Annotated in this window: 7 protein-coding genes and 1 pseudogene; all 8 read left to right on the top strand. The window is 46.9% G+C overall.

Annotated elements, in window-relative coordinates; genetic code table 11:
• Position 1 precedes the first annotated feature (1 nt).
• The 8 genes and pseudogenes from bioB (at position 2) to bamA (ending at position 19891) form a co-directional block, all read left to right on the top strand.
• Positions 2-1021: a biotin synthase BioB gene (gene bioB, locus NYE50_RS11140; RefSeq protein WP_014418055.1), complete on the top strand. Its 1020-nt coding sequence runs from the start codon at positions 2-4 to the stop codon at positions 1019-1021.
• 1 nt (position 1022) lies between these two features.
• Complete coding sequence (locus NYE50_RS11135; protein WP_159354229.1) at positions 1023-2219, top strand: cytochrome P450; 1197 nt, start codon at positions 1023-1025, stop codon at positions 2217-2219.
• 302 nt (positions 2220-2521) lie between these two features.
• Positions 2522-3965: pseudogene (locus tag NYE50_RS11130) on the top strand (GntP family permease).
• 24 nt (positions 3966-3989) lie between these two features.
• Entirely contained in the window at positions 3990-4691 is a 702-nt protein-coding gene (locus NYE50_RS11125) for a CoA transferase subunit A (RefSeq protein WP_159354228.1), read from the top strand.
• Positions 4692-4708: 17 nt separating this feature from the next.
• Positions 4709-5371 carry a CoA transferase subunit B gene (locus tag NYE50_RS11120; RefSeq protein WP_007410136.1) on the top strand — a complete coding sequence of 221 codons (663 nt, stop codon included), beginning with the start codon at positions 4709-4711 and terminating at the stop codon, positions 5369-5371.
• Positions 5372-5375: 4 nt separating this feature from the next.
• Positions 5376-6161, top strand: a complete 786-nt coding sequence (locus NYE50_RS11115; RefSeq protein ID WP_159354227.1) for a 3-hydroxybutyrate dehydrogenase — start codon at positions 5376-5378, stop codon at positions 6159-6161.
• Positions 6162-6720: 559 nt separating this feature from the next.
• Complete coding sequence (bamD, locus tag NYE50_RS11110; RefSeq protein WP_159354226.1) at positions 6721-7923, top strand: bacillomycin D biosynthesis malonyl-CoA transacylase BamD; 1203 nt, start codon at positions 6721-6723, stop codon at positions 7921-7923.
• Between the two features lie 19 nt (positions 7924-7942).
• Positions 7943-19891: a bacillomycin D hybrid PKS/NRPS BamA gene (gene bamA / locus NYE50_RS11105; RefSeq protein ID WP_159354225.1), complete on the top strand. Its 11949-nt coding sequence runs from the start codon at positions 7943-7945 to the stop codon at positions 19889-19891.
• Positions 19892-19915 lie beyond the last annotated feature (24 nt).

Genomic DNA, 19915 nt, shown 5'->3' with positions numbered 1-19915 from the left:
CATGAATCAATGGATGGATCTTGCAGAGAGAGTGCTGGACGGGGCGGAAGTAACGAATCAAGAAGCGCTGGCCATTTTAAATTGTCCTGATGAGGATCTTTTATTGCTGATGCATGCCGCTTTTCATATCAGAAAACGATTTTACGGAAAAAAAGTAAAGCTGAATATGATTATGAATGCAAAATCAGGCCTGTGTCCGGAAAATTGCGGGTACTGTTCACAATCTTCAATATCAAAAGCGCCGATCGAGTCTTATCGGATGGTGGATAAGCATATATTGCTGAAGGGGGCAAAACGCGCCCACGACCTGAATATAGGGACATACTGTATCGTCGCCAGCGGGCGGGGACCGTCAAACAGAGAAGTAGATCAAGTTGTTGATGCTGTCAAAGAAATTAAAGAAACGTACGGTTTAAAAATCTGCGCATGCCTCGGTCTGCTGAAGCCGGAACAGGCAGAGCGGCTGAAACAAGCAGGAGTAGACCGGTACAATCATAACATCAATACATCACAAAGGAATCACTCAAACATTACGACCTCCCACACGTATGACGACAGGGTCAATACAGTGGAAACGGCGAAACAATCGGGGATGTCACCTTGTTCTGGTGTCATCGTCGGCATGAAAGAGACGAAACAGGACGTCATTGATATGGCGAACAGCTTAAAAGCGCTTGACGCCGACAGCATCCCGGTTAATTTTCTGCATGCGATTGACGGAACTCCGTTAGAAGGGGTAAGCGAATTACATCCGGTGTATTGCCTGAAAGTGCTCGCCTTGTTCCGTTTTATCAATCCGTCAAAAGAAATCCGTATCTCAGGAGGCCGGGAAGTCAACCTTCGTTCGCTGCAGCCGCTGGGACTTTACGCCGCAAATTCGATTTTCGTCGGAGATTACTTAACGACAGCAGGGCAGCAAGAAACAGAGGATCATCAAATGCTCCATGATTTAGGTTTTGAAGTCGAATCCGTTGAAGAAATGAAAGCCGGCCTGCAATACGCCTGCAATACGGAGGTATAAGATGACGGCGGGCCTATCGATTGCACATCCGTCTCTCCATGCGGATTCGGATTTTTGGAATGACCCTTACCCGTTTTATGACAAACTGCGATCCATTGATCCTATTTATAAAGGAACCGTATTAAAATATCCGGGCTGGTATGTCACCGGGTACAAAGAGGCGGCAGCGATTCTGAAAGACACCCGATTTAAAAACCGCATTCCTCTTCCGGAAGCTTCAACGAAATATCAAAATCTATCGCATATCCAGCACGATATGCTGTTATTTAAAAATCAATCAGACCATAAGCGGATGCGGATGCTTATCGGTAAAGAATTTACCGCAAAGACGGCGGAATCACTTCGCCCTTGTATAAAAGAAACGGTTCATGACTTGTTGGATCAAGTCCAAATCAAAAAAAACGCTGACCTTGTTTCAGAGTTTGCCTTTCCATTGGCAAGCCTTATCATCGCGGAGATACTCGGAGTGCCGAAAGAGGAGAGATATCAATTCAGACAATGGACGGCAGACGTCATTCAGGCCATTGATCTTACCCGATCAAGAAAGACGTTAGTCAGAGCCAGCGACACCGCAGGCAGGCTGACGTCATACTTCAGAGATTTGATTCACAAGCGGAAAGCTCACCCTCAGCAAGACTTGATCAGCAGGTTTATTATGGAGGAACAGCTTTCAAAAGAGGAAGTGCTCGCGACATGTATCTTACTTGTCATAGCCGGACACGAGACGACGGTAAACCTCATGTGCAACGGTGTGTTTACTTTATTGAAACACCCTGAACAGCTTAGCGCACTGAGAGAAAACCCCTCGCTTATTGAAACTGCAGTTGAGGAATGTTTGCGCTACGACAGCCCCGCGCAGCTGACGGCACGCACCGCTTCAGAAGACTGTGAAATAAATGGGAATACCATAAAAAAAGGAGAGCAGGTATATATCCTTTTAGGAGCAGCCAATCGCGATCCAAGCATATTCGATCAACCTCACAAAATGGATATCCAAAGAAAGCCGAATCCGCATCTTGCATTCGGAAAGAACGCCCATTTTTGTATAGGCTCCTCATTAGCGCGTATCGAAGCACAAATTGCAATTCTCACACTGTTTGAGCGGATGCCTAAGCTTCGGCTGGCCGCACACCGCCTTGAATACCGCAAGCTCATTGGTTTTAGGTCGCTCAAAGAGCTTCCGGTTGTCATTGGCTGAATGACCATGCAGGAGGGCCGGATTTTATCGGTTCCTCTTGCAGGAAATAAATGAAAGAAAAAAGAATACATATTTATAAAGCAAAAATCCTCTCTGATCCATCTCACTATCCCTAAAAAACTCACTGCTCAGCCAATCAATATAATGCAGCAAGGGTCTCCTTTTCTTTTGCCCTAACGGAGAATTCACCATGATGCACATTTTTTCAGCCTCAGAAACTGTGCAAAACCGGCATGTTTATTGCTTTATTTTCTCGATTTTTTGTAAGCGCTTACTAATATGAGCAGAAAAGAGGGGGATTTGTGGACATTGTTATTATTTTATTGGCATTAGGCATGCTGATGTTTGCGGCTTACCGGGGCTTTTCAGTCATTTTATTCGCCCCGATTTGCGCGCTGTTTGCTGTGCTCCTGACAGATCCAAGCTTCGTACTTCCTTTCTTCTCGAATATATTTATGGAGAAGATGGTAGGATTTATTAAGCTGTATTTTCCCGTATTTCTTTTAGGGGCCGTTTTTGGCAAGGTTGTTGAAATATCCGGCCTCGCCGAGTCGATTGCAAAAACAATCGTCAAGCTTGTGGGAGCAAAAAGAGCCATTCTCGCCATCGTCTTAATGGGTGCGATTTTAACGTACAGCGGCGTCAGTCTCTTCGTAGCGGTGTTTGCCATTTATCCGTTTGCTAAAAACCTATTTATGAAAGCTGATATTCCCAAGCGTCTGATACCCGGTACGATTGCATTGGGCGCCTTTACATTTACAATGGATGCGCTTCCCGGCACACCGCAAATTCAAAATGTCATTCCGACAGCATTTTTTAAAACAAACATTTATGCCGCTCCCTGGCTCGGACTGATTGGTGCAGCATTTGTGCTTACGGCCGGAATGATTTATTTAGAATCCCGGCGCAAAAAAGCGGCCAATGCCGGAGAAGGCTATGCTGGATTTCAATCTGAAGTTTCCGCTGCAGAGGAATCCTCAGGTCTGGCTAATGAAACACATACGCCTGTTTTACCTCGGGAGGCAGAATCCAGCCCCGCGCGGCAAGTGCTCGCCTTTGTTCCGCTTATCCTTGTGGGAGTCATGAACAAATGCTTCACGATGTGGCTCCCGCATTGGTACCCTGACGGATTTGATTTTGCGCCGCTCGGTTTAGAAGCGTTCGGGAAGATTGACCTTTCCTCTGTCACTGCGATCTGGTCAGTAGAACTCGCACTGTTCATCGGAATCATGACAACGATTTTGTTCGATTGGAAAAAAGTCCTCTTCAATTTGAAAGAAGGACTGAATGAGGGCATCGGGGGCGCCTTGCTGGCGTCGATGAATACAGGAGCCGAATACGGATTTGGCGGCATCATTGCGGCGCTTCCCGGCTTTAAAATGGTCAGCAGCGGCATATCGCAGACGTTTACAGATCCGCTTGTCAACGGAGCGGTGACGACCACTGCGCTTGCCGGGATTACAGGCTCGGCATCAGGAGGAATGGGCATCGCTTTAAGCACGATGTCAGCAGCGTATACAGAAGCAATCAATACATTCCACATCCCGCCGGAGGTCATGCCGGGTGATCTCGATGGCCTCCGGCGGGATGGACACTCTTCCGCATAATGGCGCCGTCATTACGCTGCTCGCGGTCACCGGGTTGACCCACCGCCAATCCTACAGGGATATCTTTGCCATTACCGTCATTAAAACAGCCGCTGTGTTTGTCATCATCGCCATTTACAGTCTGACGGGCCTTGTGTAGCCAAAACAGAAAGGGGAAACGAATATGGGAAAAGGAAAAGTGATGGACTCTTATCAAGATGCTGCTGCACTGATCAAGGACGGAGACACCCTCATCGCAGGAGGCTTCGGCCTGTGCGGCATTCCGGAACAATTAATTCTCGCGATAAGGGACAGCGGCGTAAAAAACTTGACCGTTGTCAGTAATAACTGCGGTGTTGATGATTGGGGGTTAGGCCTCTTGCTTGCAAACCGGCAGATCAAAAAAATGGTCGCATCCTATGTGGGAGAAAACAAAACCTTTGAACGGCAGTTTTTAAGCGGAGAGCTGGAAGTCGAATTGGTGCCCCAAGGAACGCTCGCAGAAAGAATTCGCGCGGGAGGGGCGGGCATTCCGGCGTTTTACACACCTGCGGGCGTCGGAACATCAGTAGCCGAGGGAAAAGAACATAAGACATTTGACGGGCGCACCTACCTTCTGGAGAAAGGGATTACAGGGAACGCCGCCATCGTAAAGGCCTGGAAAGCCGATCCTCTGGGCAACCTGATGTTCAGAAAGACGGCAAGAAATTTCAATCCGCTCGCTGCAATGGCAGGCAAAGTGACGATTGCAGAGGCTGAAGAAATCGTCGATGCCGGAGAGCTTGATCCGGATCAAATTCATACGCCGGGTTTTTTTGTGCAGCACGTGCTGCACGGCGGGATTCATGAAAAACGGATTGAACGCCGCACCGTCCGGCAAGCATGATAAAGGAGGCTGACAGAATGAGAGATAGCAGAAAACGAATGATCAAACGGGCTGTAAAGGAAATTAAGGACGGAATGAATGTGAACTTGGGGATAGGGATGCCGACGCTTGTAGCCAATGAGATACCGAATGATTATAACGTCCTGCTTCAGTCTGAAAACGGCTTGCTCGGGATCGGGCCTTATCCGGCGGAAGGAACGGAGGACCCCGATCTGATCAATGCAGGAAAAGAAACCATTACCGAAGTAAAGGGAGCCTCGTATTTTGACAGTGCCGAATCCTTTGCCATGATTCGCGGCGGCCACATTGATGTAGCGATCCTCGGCGGGATGGAAGTCTCCGAACGGGGAGATTTGGCGAACTGGATGATCCCCGGAAAAATGATCAAAGGAATGGGCGGCGCCATGGACTTGGTCCACGGAGCAAAACGGATTATTGTCATTATGGAGCATGTTAATAAATATGGGGAATCTAAAGTGAGAACAGAATGTACGCTGCCTTTAACCGGCAGGCAGGTGGTCGATCGGCTGATCACAGATTTGGCTGTATTCGATTTTCATGATGGCCGTATGACGCTCACCGAACTGCAGGAAGGTGTAACAATGGAGGAGGTCTTTGAGAAAACAGAAGGTCATTTTACTGTCAGCCAGTCGTTAAAAAACGGGGTCAGACCAAAATGAGGAGGTGCCGTCATTGCTTATTGAAAAAACAGCCGTTGTAACAGGAGCAGCCGGAGGAATCGGGCTCGAAATCGCAAAAGAATTCGCCCGTGAAGGAGCAGCCGTCATCCTCTCTGATGTAAACGAACAAGCGGGGAAAGAAGCGGCGGCAAGACTGACAGATGAAGGCTGTGAAGCAGTCAGCATCACATGCGATGTAACAAATGAAAAGCAAGTGGCCGACATGCTGCAGACGGTCGAGAAACAATTCGGACGTCTCGATATCCTTGTGAATAATGCGGGCATTCAGCATGTCGCGCCCATCGAGGAATTTCCCACCGAACAGTTTGAACGGCTCATTCGTCTCATGCTGACTGCGCCATTTATCGCAATGAAGCATGCATTTCCCATTATGAAAAAACAGCAATTCGGTCGAATCATTAATATGGCGTCTGTCAACGGACTGATCGGTTTTCATGGAAAATCGGCATATAACAGCGCCAAGCACGGCGTCATCGGTTTAACGAAAGTCGGCGCACTTGAAGGCGCGGCTGACGGCATTACCGTCAATGCGCTTTGTCCGGGATATGTGGACACTCAGCTTGTCCGCAATCAGTTAAAGGACATTTCCGCAACAAGGAATGTACCGTACGAGCGGGTGCTTGAGGACGTCATCTTTCCGCTCGTTCCCCAAAAACGGCTGCTGTCAGTGAAGGAAATCGCTGATTACGCCGTATTTTTGGCCAGCGACAAAGCAAAAGGGGTCACAGGTCAAGCCGTAGTCATGGATGGCGGGTATACCGCTCAATAGTTCTTATACTTTTTTAAAAAACAGCCGCTCTGAACGGCTGTTTTTTTATGCCTGAAAACCTTGTTCACTCAATAGGCCGATTTACTGCGTCAATCGGTATCCGGGCAGGGTCATTCGCATGTTCTGCGGCGTATTTCGTCCTTGCGGATTTTCCCCATCCAGATTCATCTCTTGCACCACATTTATAATCAAGCGCAATCAGTTTACAATCCTTCACAGATATACAAATGAATTTTTACAATAAACAGAAAATATGTAATTTCTGACACAATAATGCCAATAGCTCTAAAACATATGAAACATGAAGAGCGCGTCCGAAGTGAAGAAGAGCCGGTAACAGGCTCCACCCCGGCTTTCATCATCTCTCTTTAAGACTGATTTTCGGTGAAATCCCCATGTTTTATTTTATGAATAAATATATCTAATTCGTTTGTGAAAACGAACAATAACTCCTCCGAAAGTATTCTATACACATTTGTTATAATCATGCTAGGATGTTAGATAAAGGGATATTTTGTAGGATATTGTATTCCCTGTTCAATATGATCGGAGGAATCTCATGAACAATCTTGCCTTTTTATTTCCTGGACAAGGGTCTCAATTTGTAGGAATGGGCAAACAATTTTGGAATGATTTTGTGCTCGCAAAGAGATTGTTTGAAGAGGCGAGCGATGCGATCTCCTTGGATGTAAAAAAACTGTGTTTTAACGGAGATATGAATGAATTGACAAAGACAATGAACGCGCAGCCCGCTATTTTAACGGTCAGTGTTATTGCTTTTCAAGTGTATATGCAGGAAATAGAGGTGAAGCCCCGCTTCCTGGCAGGCCATAGCTTAGGCGAATATTCAGCGCTTGTCTGTGCCGGCGCCCTTTCTTTTCAGGATGCCGTTACACTTGTAAGGGAGCGGGGAATTCTTATGCAAAATGCGGATCCCAAGCAGCAGGGGGCGATGGCCGCCGTGACTCACCTCTCTCTTCAAACGTTGCAGGAAATATGTTCGAAAGTGTCGACGGAAGACTTTCCGGCAGGAGTAGCCTGCATGAATTCAGAACAGCAGCATGTGATTTCCGGACACCGGCAAGCTGTGGAACGTGTCATCAAGATGGCGGAGGAAAAGGGTGCGGCATACACTTATTTGAATGTCAGTGCGCCTTTTCACAGTTCGATGATACGATCAGCCTCCGAACAATTCCAGACTGTATTACACCGGTATTCCTTCCGGGATGCCGCATGGCCGATCATTTCAAATGTCACCGCGCGCCCTTACAGCAGCGGAAATTCGATCAGCGAACACCTCAAGCAGCACATGACGATGCCGGTAAGATGGACAGAATCGATGCATTACTTGCTTTTACACGGAGTGACGGAAGTCATCGAAATGGGTCCGAACAATGTCTTAGCCGGGCTGCTGAGAAAAACAACGAATCACATTGTACCTTATCCCTTAGGACAGACATCCGATGTTCCCCCGCTTTCCAATTCAGCGGAAAGAAAGAAACATATTGTCCATTTACGCAAAAAACAACTGAATAAATTGATGATTCAATCCGTCATTGCGCGAAATTACAACAAGGATTCAGCGGCTTATTCCAATATGACGACGCCATTATTTACGCAAATCCAAGAGCTGAAAGAGAGAATGAAAAGGCATGAAGACGTGCTTTCAGAACAAGAACTCGAACATTCGATCCATTTATGCAAATTAATTTGTGAAGCTAAACAGCTTCCGGCTTGGGAAGAATTGCGGATTTTAAAATAAAGCGCCCAGGAGGGGACCTATGTATACCAGTCAATTCCAAACCTTAGTAGATGTCATTCGGGAAAGAAGCAATATCTCTGATCGCGGGATCCGTTTTATCGAATCCGATAAAAACGAGACGGTTGTCTCTTATCGCCAATTGTTTGAAGAGGCGCAAGGGTATCTTGGCTATTTACAGCATCTCGGCATTAAGCCGAAGCAGGAAATTGTATTTCAAATCCAAGAAAACAAATCATTTGTCGTTGCTTTTTGGGCCTGTATATTAGGAGGAATGATCCCGGTGCCGGTCAGTATCGGAGAAGATGATGACCATAAGCTGAAGGTCTGGCGCATTTGGAATATATTAAATCATCCGTTTCTGATTGCCTCTGAAAAAGTATTGGACAAAATAAAGAAATACGCTGCAGAACACGATTTACAGGATTTCCATCATCAATTAAACGAAAAATCTGACGTCATTCAAGATCAAACCTACGATTACCCCGCTTCGTTTTATGAACCTGATGCGGATGAACTCGCCTTTATCCAATTTTCTTCCGGATCGACAGGAGATCCAAAAGGAGTCATGTTAACGCATCACAACTTAATACATAACACGTGCGCCATTGGGAATGCCCTACACGTTCATTCGAAAGACTCTTTCTTATCATGGATGCCTTTAACGCATGATATGGGGCTCATCGCCTGCCACCTTGTTCCCTTCATAACCGGAATCAATCAAAATCTAATGCCTACAGAGTTATTTATTCGCAGACCTATTCTTTGGATGAAAAAAGCTCATGAACATAAAGCCAGTATTCTATCATCTCCTAATTTCGGGTACAACTACTTCCTTAAATTTCTGAAAAACGAACCAGACTGGGATTTATCCCACATCAAGGTCATCGCAAACGGTGCAGAACCGATATTGCCGGAGCTGTGTGACGAATTTTTGAAAAGATGCGCAGCATTCAATCTGAAAAGATCCGCCATTTTGAATGTTTACGGTTTAGCGGAAGCTTCGGTTGGCGCAGCGTTCTCTAAAATAGGTAAAGAATTCGTTCCCGTTTATTTGCATCGTGACTATTTAAATCTTGGTGAAAGAGCTGTAAAAGTCAGCAAAGAGGACCAACATTGCGCTTCATTCGTCGAGGTGGGACAACCTATTGACTATTGTCAGCTTCGGATCTCCGATGAAACAAATGAAAGAGTAGAAGACGGAATCATCGGCCATATCCAGATCAAAGGAGACAATGTGACGCAAGGGTATTACAACAACCCCGAGAGTACGGAAAAAGCGCTGACTTCTGACGGCTGGGTAAAAACGGGAGACCTCGGATTCATTAGTGAAAGTGGTAACTTAGTCGTAACCGGAAGAGAAAAGGACATTATTTTCGTGAACGGAAAAAATATCTACCCGCACGATATTGAACGGGTCGCGATTGAAATGGAAGAGGTTGACTTAGGAAGGGTTGCCGCCTGCGGTGTATATGATCAAAAGACACAAAGCGGAGAAATCGTGCTCTTTGTTGTTTACAAAAAATCACCTGAAAAATTTGCACCGCTTGTCAAAGAGATAAAAAAACATTTGTACAAGCGGGGCGGCTGGAGCATAAAAGAAGTCCTTCCGATCCGAAAACTCCCTAAAACAACCAGCGGAAAGGTTAAACGCTACGAACTTGCCAGACAGTATGAGGCAGGGAATTTTTCAACAGAGTCCGCCGCCATCAATGAATGTTTGGAGAGCAGCACGGAAACATCCGGACAGACACCCATTCATGAGATAGAAACGGAATTGCTGTCTATCTTTTCCGAAGTGCTCGATGGAAAAAAGGTTCACCTCGCTGACAGTTATTTTGATATGGGAGCAAATTCATTACAGTTATCGCAGATTGCCGAGCGCATAGAACAGAAATTCGGACGCGAGCTTTCCGTTTCAGATCTCTTTACGTATCCTTCTATCACTGATTTAGCGGTATATCTGTCTGAAAGCCGTGCTGAAATCAAGCAGGAGGCGGCAGCGAAACCAAGCCATGTGACACCGAAAGATATCGCCATTATCGGGATGTCGCTCAATGTCCCGGGAGCGTCAACGAAAAGTGATTTTTGGAATCTGCTTGAAAAAGGTGAGCACAGCATTCGAGAATATCCCGAATCCCGGCTGAAAGATGCGGCGGATTATTTAAAGTCCATTCAAAGCGAGTTCAATGAGAGTCAGTTTGTGAAGGGCGGCTATTTAGATGAAATCGACCGCTTTGACTATTCGTTCTTCGGTTTAGCTCCTAAAGCGGCTCAGTTTATGGATCCTAACCAAAGACTGTTTTTGCAGTCTGCATGGCATGCGATTGAAGATGCGGGCTATGCCGGCGGCAGCATGAACGGGAGCCGTGTCGGGGTATATGCGGGGTACTCGAAGGTGGGCTACGATTATGAACGTCTCCTTTCTGCGAATTATCCGGAGGAACTTCATCAATATATCGTGGGCAATCTCCCTTCCGTGCTAGCCAGCCGAATCGCTTATTTCTTAAATTTAAAAGGGCCGGCGGTCACAGTGGATACGGCATGCTCCTCATCGCTTGCCGCCGTTCATATGGCATGTAAATCTTTAATGTCCGGCGATTGTGAAATGGCTCTTGCCGGAGGTATCCGAACATCGCTCTTGCCGATCTGTATCGGGCTTGATATGGAATCTTCGGACGGGTACACGAAAACGTTCAGCAAAGATTCAGACGGCACGGGCACAGGTGAAGGCGCGGCCGCAGTCCTGCTAAAACCTTTGCAGGATGCTGTTCGCGACGGAGACCATATTTACGGCGTAATCAAGGGAAGCGCGATGAATCAAGACGGAACAACCGCCGGGATTACAGCGCCGAATCCGGCAGCTCAGACTGAGGTCATTGAGACGGCTTGGAAAGACGCGGGTATTGCTCCTGAAACACTGTCTTTCATCGAAGCGCATGGCACCGGAACGAAGCTCGGCGATCCGGTTGAATTTAACGGGCTTTGTAAAGCGTTTGAAAAGTATACGGCAAAAAAACAATTTTGTGCGATTGGTTCTGTTAAATCGAACATCGGTCATTTGTTTGAAGCGGCAGGCATCGTCGGGCTGATCAAATCTGTCCTCATGCTGAATCACAAGAAAAATCCGCCGTTAGCGCACTTTAATGAACCTAATCCGCTTATTCATTTTCACTCTTCACCATTTTACGTAAACCAGGAAGCTGCAGCGTTCACATCCGGTGGTGAGCCGCTGCGAGGCGGAGTCAGCTCATTTGGTTTTAGCGGAACGAACGCTCATGTGGTATTGGAAGAATATATTTCTCAAAGTGAGTATGCGCCCGAGGATGAACATGGGCCGCACCTATTTGTTTTATCCGCTCATACTGAAAAATCACTCTATGAACTCGCACAGCAGTACCGGCAATATGTATCGGATGACAGCCAAGCTTCATTAAAGTCCATTTGCTATACAGCCACTACGGGCAGGGCTCATTTAGATCATGGCATTGCCATGATTGTATCCGGTAAACAAGAACTATCGGATAAGCTGACCCGCCTGATTCAGGGAGACAGAAACCTTCCCGGAGTATACATCGGTTACAAGAATATGAAGGAAATGCTGCCTGCTCATAAAGAAGAGCTGAATCAACAAGCAGCCGCACTGATTAAGCAGCGTTTACGTACGCAAGATGAACGGATCACATGGCTGCATCGCGCAGCCGAATTATTTGTGCAAGGAGCCGTTATCGATTGGCGCGCGCTTTATTCCGGTGAAACTGTACAAAAGACGCCATTGCCCCTGTATCCGTTTGAACGGAGCCGATGCTGGGCTGAAGCTGACCAATTGCGCTTAAACGAGGGCGAAAAGAAAGGAGGAGCAGCATTGAATATCAATCAATCGAAAGCGCACATTGAATCCTTCCTGAAAACTGTAATCAGCAACGCTTCAGGGATCAGAGCGGAAGAACTCGATCTGAATGCTCATTTTATCGGGCTCGGAATGGATTCTATCATGCTGTCACAGGTCAAAAAAGCCATTGCGGACGAATTTGGGGTAGACATCCCGATGGATCGTTTTTTTGATACGTTGACCAACCTTCAAAGTGTCATAGATTACTTGGCTGATACCGTTCCATCGTCCTTTGCATCCGCTCCGCCTCAAGAGAATGTTCCGGCGCAGGAAACACAGGTCATTTCAGAAGCGCAGCCTGAATCGGATCGCAGAGATGGTCATCAAGAGCATACGCTCGAAAAAATAATCGCATCTCAGAATCAATTAATTCAGGATACCTTGCAAGCTCAATTAAATAGCTTTAATTTGTTGAGAAACAGCGGACATCATTCCGGTGAGAAAGAATACGCTAAAGCGCAAGAGAAATCAATTCCTTCTGTCAAGCAGGGGCCTCCGACCGTCACTGCAGAACAGAAAGCGGCTCAAGAAGCGAAACCCTATGTTCCTTTCCAGCCTCAGAACCTGAATGATCAGGGACACTATACCGCACAGCAAAAACAATACTTAGAAGATTTCATCAAGAAATACGCAGATAAAACGAAAGGTTCCAAACAATATACGGACAATACCCGATTTGCTCATGCAAACAACCGCAATTTGTCCAGCTTCCGTTCGTATTGGAAGGAAATCGTATACCCGATTATCGCCGAACGTTCTGACGGTTCTAAAATGTGGGATATTGACGGAAATGAATATATCGATATCACCATGGGATTCGGGGTTAACCTTTTCGGGCATCATCCTTCCTTTATTACACAGGTTATCGATGATTCAACCCGTTCATCATTGCCTCCGCTCGGCCCGATGTCAGATGTCGTCGGTGAAGTTGCCGACCGGATCCGCACATGTACCGGAGTGGAAAGGGTCGCTTTCTATAATTCCGGAACAGAGGCCGTCATGGTTGCCCTGCGTTTGGCGCGGGCGGCGACAGGAAGAAAGAAAGTCGTGGCGTTCTCAGGATCTTATCACGGCACGTTTGACGGCGTATTAGGGGTTGCCGGCACAAAAGGCGGGGCTGCGTCTGCGAATCCGCTGGCTCCGGGTATACTGCAGAGCTTTATGGATGATTTGATTATTTTACATTACAACAATCCCGATTCGCTGGATGTGATCCGTAGTCTTGGTGATGAATTGGCAGCCGTACTGGTGGAACCGGTACAAAGCCGCAGACCGGATTTGCAGCCGCGGGCATTTTTGAAAGAATTGCGGGCGATCACGCAGCAATCCGGAACAGCTCTGATTATGGATGAAATTATTACCGGATTTCGGATCGGTCTCGGCGGCGCACAGGAATGGTTCGGCATTCAGGCTGATTTAGTGACCTACGGAAAAATCATCGGCGGCGGACAGCCGTTAGGGGTAGTTGCCGGAAAAGCTGAGTTCATGAATGCGATCGACGGGGGTACCTGGCAGTATGGGGACGATTCCTACCCGCAAGACGAGGCGAAGCGCACGTTTGTGGCCGGCACCTTCAATACTCACCCGCTTACCATGAGGATGTCATTAGCCGTCCTTCGCCATTTGCAAACCGAGGGAGAACATCTGTATGAGCAGCTTAATCAAAAAACAGCCTACCTGGTCGATGAGCTGAATCGCTGCTTCGAACAAGCGCAAGTGCCTATCCGCATGGTTCGATTCGGTTCTTTATTCCGGTTTGTCTCATCGCTTGATAATGACTTGTTCTTTTACCACCTCAACTATAAAGGGGTCTATGTGTGGGAAGGACGCAACTGCTTCTTGTCTGCCGCGCATACCGCGGATGATATCGAAAATATTATTCAAGCGGTGAAAGACACGGTGGAGGATCTTCGCCGAGGCGGATTTATCCCGGAAGGTCCGGATTCCCCTGATGGCGGAGGCCGTAAAAAGTCCGGGACGCGCGAGCTTTCACCTGAACAAAAGCAGTTGGTTATGGCATCCCATTACGGGAATGAAGCTTCCGCCGCTTTAAACCAGTCCATTATGCTGAAAGTGAAGGGCGAACTGCAGTATACATCATTAAAACAAGCCGTCCGGCATATCGTTGACCGTCATGAAGCTTTACGTACGGTGATTCATCCCGATGACGAGGTACAGCAAGTGCAGGAACGGATGAATATAGATATACCTGTCATTGATTTTACCGGCCTCCCGCATGAACATCGGGGGCCGGAAATCCAAAAATGGCTGACAGAAGATGCCAAGCAGCCGTTTCATTTCCATGAACAAAAGCCTTTGTTTAGAATCCATGTGCTTACATCGGCTCACAATGAACATCTGATTGTGCTCACGTTCCATCATATCATTGCCGATGGATGGTCAATCGCCGTTTTTGTTCAAGAACTGGAGAGCAACTACGCGGCAATAGTACAAGGAAAACCGATTTCGCCGAAAGAGGCAGATGTTTCGTTTCGCCAATACTTAGACTGGCAGCAGAAACAGATTGACAGCGGCCATTATGAAGAAGGGGTCCGTTATTGGCGGCGTCATTTCTCTGAACCGATACAGCAGCCAATTCTGCCAAGCACAGCTTCTGTCCGTTATCCGAACGGGTATGAGGGAGACCGGTGTACCGTCAGGCTTGGACGGCCATTGAGCGAGGCTTTAAGGTCATTAAGCATTCAGATGAAAAATAGCGTATTTGTGACGATGCTGGGCGCATTTCATCTTTTTCTGCACCGGCTTACCAAACAGTCAGGCCTTGTGATCGGGATCCCCGCAGCAGGTCAATCGCATATGAAACAGCATGCTCTGATTGGAAATTGCGTCAATATGATTCCGGTGAAGAACACGTCTTCTTCAGAAAGCACTTTATCCGGTTATCTTGGCAATATGAAAGAAAGCGTGAATCTTGCAATGCGGCACCAAGCCGTCCCGATGACATTGGTGGCCAGAGAGCTTCCGCACGATCAAGTGCCGGATATGCGTATTATCTTTAATTTAGACAGGCCTTTTCGAAAGCTGCATTTCGGAAAGGCGGAGGCGGAGCCCGTTGCATACCCGGTAAAATGCACCCTGTACGATTTATTTCTGAACATAACTGACGCGCATCAAGAATATGTTCTTGATTTCGATTTTAATACGAACGTCATCAGTGCGGAAATCATGAAAAAGTGGGGAGCGGGTTTTGCAAAATTGCTGCAAAAAATGGTTGAGGGAGATTCAATCCCTCTTGACGCCATGATGATGTTTTCCGATGAAGAACAGCAAGATTTACAAGCACTTTACGCCGAACACCAGAAGCGGGTCTCTTCAATAGCAAGCAATACGGCAAATTTTACTGAAGTCTATGAGGCGCCGGTAAATGAAACGGAGCGGCAGCTGGCGCGGATTTGGGAGGAACTTTTCGGCCTTGAACGGGTCGGCAGATCAGATCGCTTCCTGGCTCTGGGAGGAAACTCACTCCAGGCGACGCTTATGCTTTCCAAAGTTCAGAAGACATTTCATCAAAAGGTTTCCATCGGACAATTTTTCAATCACCAGACTGTTAAGGAATTAGCACGTTTCATTCAGAACGAAACGAAAGTCGTGCACCTCCCGATGAAGGCTGCCGAGAAAAAAGCGTATTACCCGACATCGCCGGCGCAGCAAAGAGTATATTTCCTGCACCAACTGGAACCGGATCAGCTGGCGCAAAATATGTTCGGCCACATATCAATAACAGGGAAGTACGATGAGCAAGCCCTGATCTCATCTCTTCAACAAGTGATGCAGCGGCACGAAGCGTTTCGCACGTATTTCGACATTATAGATGGCGATATCGTTCAGAAACTTAAAAACGAAGTTGATTTTAACGTTCATGTCCGGACAATGAGCCGGGATGAATTTGATGCCTATTCAGACCGGTTTGTAAAACCGTTCCGCCTGGACCAAGCTCCGTTAGTTCGTGCGGAGCTGATCAAGATTGAAAACGAGCAGGCCGAACTGCTCATCGATATGCATCATATCATTTCGGACGGTTATTCCGTCAACATCCTGACAAATGAATTGCTGGCTTTATATCATCAGAAACCATTACCGGACATTGAATTTGAATATAAAGATTTCGCAGAATGGCAAAACCAACGGCTGAATGACGATGCCATGAAGCGGCAGGAGACATATTGGCTGGAACAATTTCAAGACGAAATTCCCATCCTTGACCTGCCGACAGACGGTTCCAAAGCGGCAGAACGGTCTTCTAAGGGACAGCGTGTGACATGCTCCTTACAGCCGGATGTCATCCGTTCGCTTCAAGATTTAGCACAAAAGGCGGAAACGACTCTCTATACGGTGCTTCTGGCCGCCTATAATGTGCTGCTTCATAAATATACGGGACAAGAAGACATTGTCGTTGGCACGCCTGCTTCAGGAAGAAATCATCCGGATATCGAAAAAATCATCGGTATTTTCATACAAACCATCGGAATCCGGACGAAGCCGCACGCCAATAGAACGTTTACGGATTATCTGGAAGAAGTAAAGCGGCAGACGCTTGACGCTTTCGAAAACCAAGACTATCCATTCGACCGGCTTGTGGAAAAATTAAATGTGCAGCGGGAAACAACCGGAAAGTCTCTGTTTAACACGATGTTTGTGTTTCAAAACATTGAATTTCATGAAATCCGGCACAATGAATGTACATTTAAAGTGAAAGAACGAAATCCAGGGGTCTCTTTATATGATTTGATGCTTACGATCGAAGATGCCGGTCAACAGATAGAGATGCATTTTGATTATAAACCGGGACGATTCACAAAAGACACCATTGAACAGATCACCAGACACTATACCGCCATTTTAAACAGTCTTGTTGAGCAGCCGGAGATGACATTGTCTTCCGTTCCTATGCTGTCTGAAACCGAACGGCATCAACTGCTGACGGAGTGTCATGGCACAAAGACGCCGTATCCGCATAAGGAAACGGTATATCGGTGGTTTGAAATGCAGGCGGAACAGAGTCCCGATCATGAAGCCGTTATTTTTGGCAATGAGCGGTATACGTACAGACAGCTCAATGAACGGGCGAACCGATTGGCGCGGACGTTACGGACAAAAGGCGTACAAGCGGATCAATTCGTTGCCATCATCTGCCCGCATCGGATCGAGCTGATTGTCGGAATTTTGGCTGTTCTGAAAGCCGGCGGCGCATACGTGCCCATTGATCCTGAATATCCGGAAGATCGGATTCAATATATGCTGAGAGATTCAAGGGCGGAGGTTGTGTTGACACAGCGCAGCCTGCTGGATCAATTACCGTATGATGGTGACATTGTGCTTTTGGATGAGGAAAACTCATACCATGGGGATCACTCGAATCTTGAACCGGACAGCGATGCGCATGATTTGGCCTACATGATCTATACGTCAGGTTCCACGGGAAATCCAAAAGGTGTACTCATTGAGCATCAGGGACTGGCTGATTATATTTGGTGGGCGAAAGAGGTTTATGTAAGAGGTGAGAAAACCAACTTCCCATTATACTCTTCCATCTCTTTCGATCTGACTGTGACCTCGATATTTACACCGCTGGTTACGGGAAATACCATCATTGTCTTTGACGGCGAAGACAAAAGCGCTGTGCTTTCTGAGATTATGCGGGACTCAAGAATAGACATGATCAAATTGACCCCGGCACACCTGCACGTCATCAAAGAGATGAATATCGCTGGCGGCACCGCAATACGGAAAATGATTGTCGGCGGAGAAAATTTAAGCACCCGTCTGGCCAAAAGTGTCAGCGAGCAGTTTAAAGGCCGGCTGGACATTTTCAATGAATACGGACCGACGGAAGCTGTCGTCGGATGTATGATTTATCACTTCGACGCAGAACGGGACAAGCGGGAATTTGTCCCGATCGGCACTCCGGCTGCCAACACGGATATTTATGTGGCCGATGCAAGCAGAAACCTGGTTCCGTTCGGGGTAATCGGCGAAATATATATCAGCGGACCGGGTGTTGCCAGAGGGTATTGGAACCGCCCGGATTTAACGGCAGAGAAATTTGTTGAAAACCCGTATGTCCCGGGAGCGAAGATGTACAAATCAGGGGATTTGGCTAAGCGATTGAAGGACGGAAATCTTGTATATATTGGGCGCGTTGATGAACAAGTCAAAATCAGGGGCCACCGAATCGAGCTTGGTGAAATTGAAGCAGCGATGCATAACGCGGAAGCGGTGCAAAAAGCCGCGGTTACAGAGAAAGAAGAAGAAGACGGCTTAAAACAATTATGCGCGTATTACGTAAGCGACAAGCCTATAGCGGCTGCGCAGCTTAGGGAACAATTGTCATCGCAGCTTCCGGACTACATGGTTCCGTCCTATTTTGTCCATCTGGAGCATATGCCGTTAACATCTAACGGGAAAATAAACCGTAAGGCCCTGCCTGCACCAGAAGCGAGTCTGCAGCAGACAGCTGAATATGTACCGCCGGGTAATGAGACGGAGTCCAAACTGACAGATTTATGGAAGGAAGTGCTCGGAATAAGCCATGCGGGGATCAAACATAATTTCTTTGATCTCGGAGGCAACTCCATCCGAGCGGCTGCCTTAGCCGCCAGAATTCACAAAGAGCTGGATGTGAATCTGTCTCTCAAAGACATATTCAAGTTTCCTACCATTGAACAATTGGCTGACAAGGCGTTACACATGGACAAAAATCGATATGTACCGATTCCGGCTGCAAAGGAAATGCCATATTATCCGGTTTCTTCAGCTCAGAGGCGGATGTATTTGTTAAGTCACACAGAAGGCGGCGAGCTGACTTACAATATGACGGGTGCCATGAATGTGGAAGGGACGATCGATCCCGAACGGTTAAACGCCGCTTTCCGAAAATTAATCGCGCGTCATGAAGCGTTACGGACCAGCTTTGATTTATATGAAGGCGAGCCGGCACAGCGTATTCATCAGAACGTCGACTTTACGATAGAACGAATTCAAGCAAGCGAAGAAGAAGCGGAAGACCGTGTGCTTGATTTCATCAAAGCGTTTGACTTAGCCAAACCGCCGCTGATGCGGGCCGGACTGATTGAAATTGCACCTGCGCGGCACGTGCTTGTGGTTGATATGCATCATATCATTTCTGACGGCGTGTCCGTCAATATTCTGATGAAAGATTTAAGCCGAATCTACGAGGGGAACGAACCGGGCCCGCTCTCTATTCAATATAAAGACTTTGCAGTTTGGCAGCAATCGGACATTCAAAAACGGAACATCAAGAACCAGGAAGCGTATTGGCTGGATCAGTTTCACGGTGATATTCCTGTACTGGATATGCCTGCGGATTATGAGAGACCTGCCATACGCGATTACGAAGGCGAATCATTTGAATTTCTTATACCCGAACACTTGAAACAGCGTTTAAGCCAAATGGAAGAAGACACAGGAGCAACACTGTATATGATTTTATTGGCAGCCTATACGATTCTTTTATCCAAATACAGCGGACAAGAAGATATTATCGTAGGAACACCATCTGCCGGGCGGACTCATCTGGATGTAGAGCCGGTCGTGGGAATGTTCGTCAATACGTTAGTCATTCGCAATCACCCGGCGGGCCGTAAAACATTTGATGCCTACTTAAACGAAGTAAAAGAAAACATGCTGAACGCCTATAAAAATCAAGACTATCCATTGGAAGAATTAATTCAGCATCTGCATCTTCCAAAAGATTCAAGCCGTAATCCTTTATTCGATACGATGTTTGTGCTGCAAAATCTTGATCATGCTGAATTGACTTTCGATTCCCTTCAACTCAAGCCGTATCCATTTCATCATCCGGTTGCCAAATTCGATTTGACCTTGTCGATTCAGGCGGACCGCGACAACTATCACGGACTGTTTGAATATTCAAAAAAACTGTTTAAGAAAAGCAGAATCGAGGTTTTATCAAACGACTACTTACACATCCTATCGGCGATTTTGGAACAGCCAAGCATTCTAATCGAACATATCGGATTGAGCGGCAGCAATGAGGAAGAAGAGAACGCGCTTGATTCTATTCAATTGAACTTTTAGGGAAAAGCATTATTTCTTTAAAAT

This window comes from Bacillus sp. EU55, from assembly GCF_038005925.1.
GTDB classification, from domain to species: domain Bacteria; phylum Bacillota; class Bacilli; order Bacillales; family Bacillaceae; genus Bacillus; species Bacillus velezensis.
Note: the sequence above shows the minus strand (reverse complement) of the source record. Positions and strands in the feature narration are given on the sequence as shown.

What these genes read in the sequence shown, in the direction of transcription:
- bioB (WP_014418055.1), top strand. Translation starts at nt 2, where the DNA reads ATGAATCAATGGATGGATCTTGCAGAGAGAGTGCTGGACGGGGCGGAA.
- NYE50_RS11135 (WP_159354229.1), top strand. Translation starts at nt 1,023, where the DNA reads ATGACGGCGGGCCTATCGATTGCACATCCGTCTCTCCATGCGGATTCG.
- NYE50_RS11125 (WP_159354228.1), top strand. Translation starts at nt 3,990, where the DNA reads ATGGGAAAAGGAAAAGTGATGGACTCTTATCAAGATGCTGCTGCACTG.
- NYE50_RS11120 (WP_007410136.1), top strand. Translation starts at nt 4,709, where the DNA reads ATGAGAGATAGCAGAAAACGAATGATCAAACGGGCTGTAAAGGAAATT.
- bamD (WP_159354226.1), top strand. Translation starts at nt 6,721, where the DNA reads ATGAACAATCTTGCCTTTTTATTTCCTGGACAAGGGTCTCAATTTGTA.
- bamA (WP_159354225.1), top strand. Translation starts at nt 7,943, where the DNA reads ATGTATACCAGTCAATTCCAAACCTTAGTAGATGTCATTCGGGAAAGA.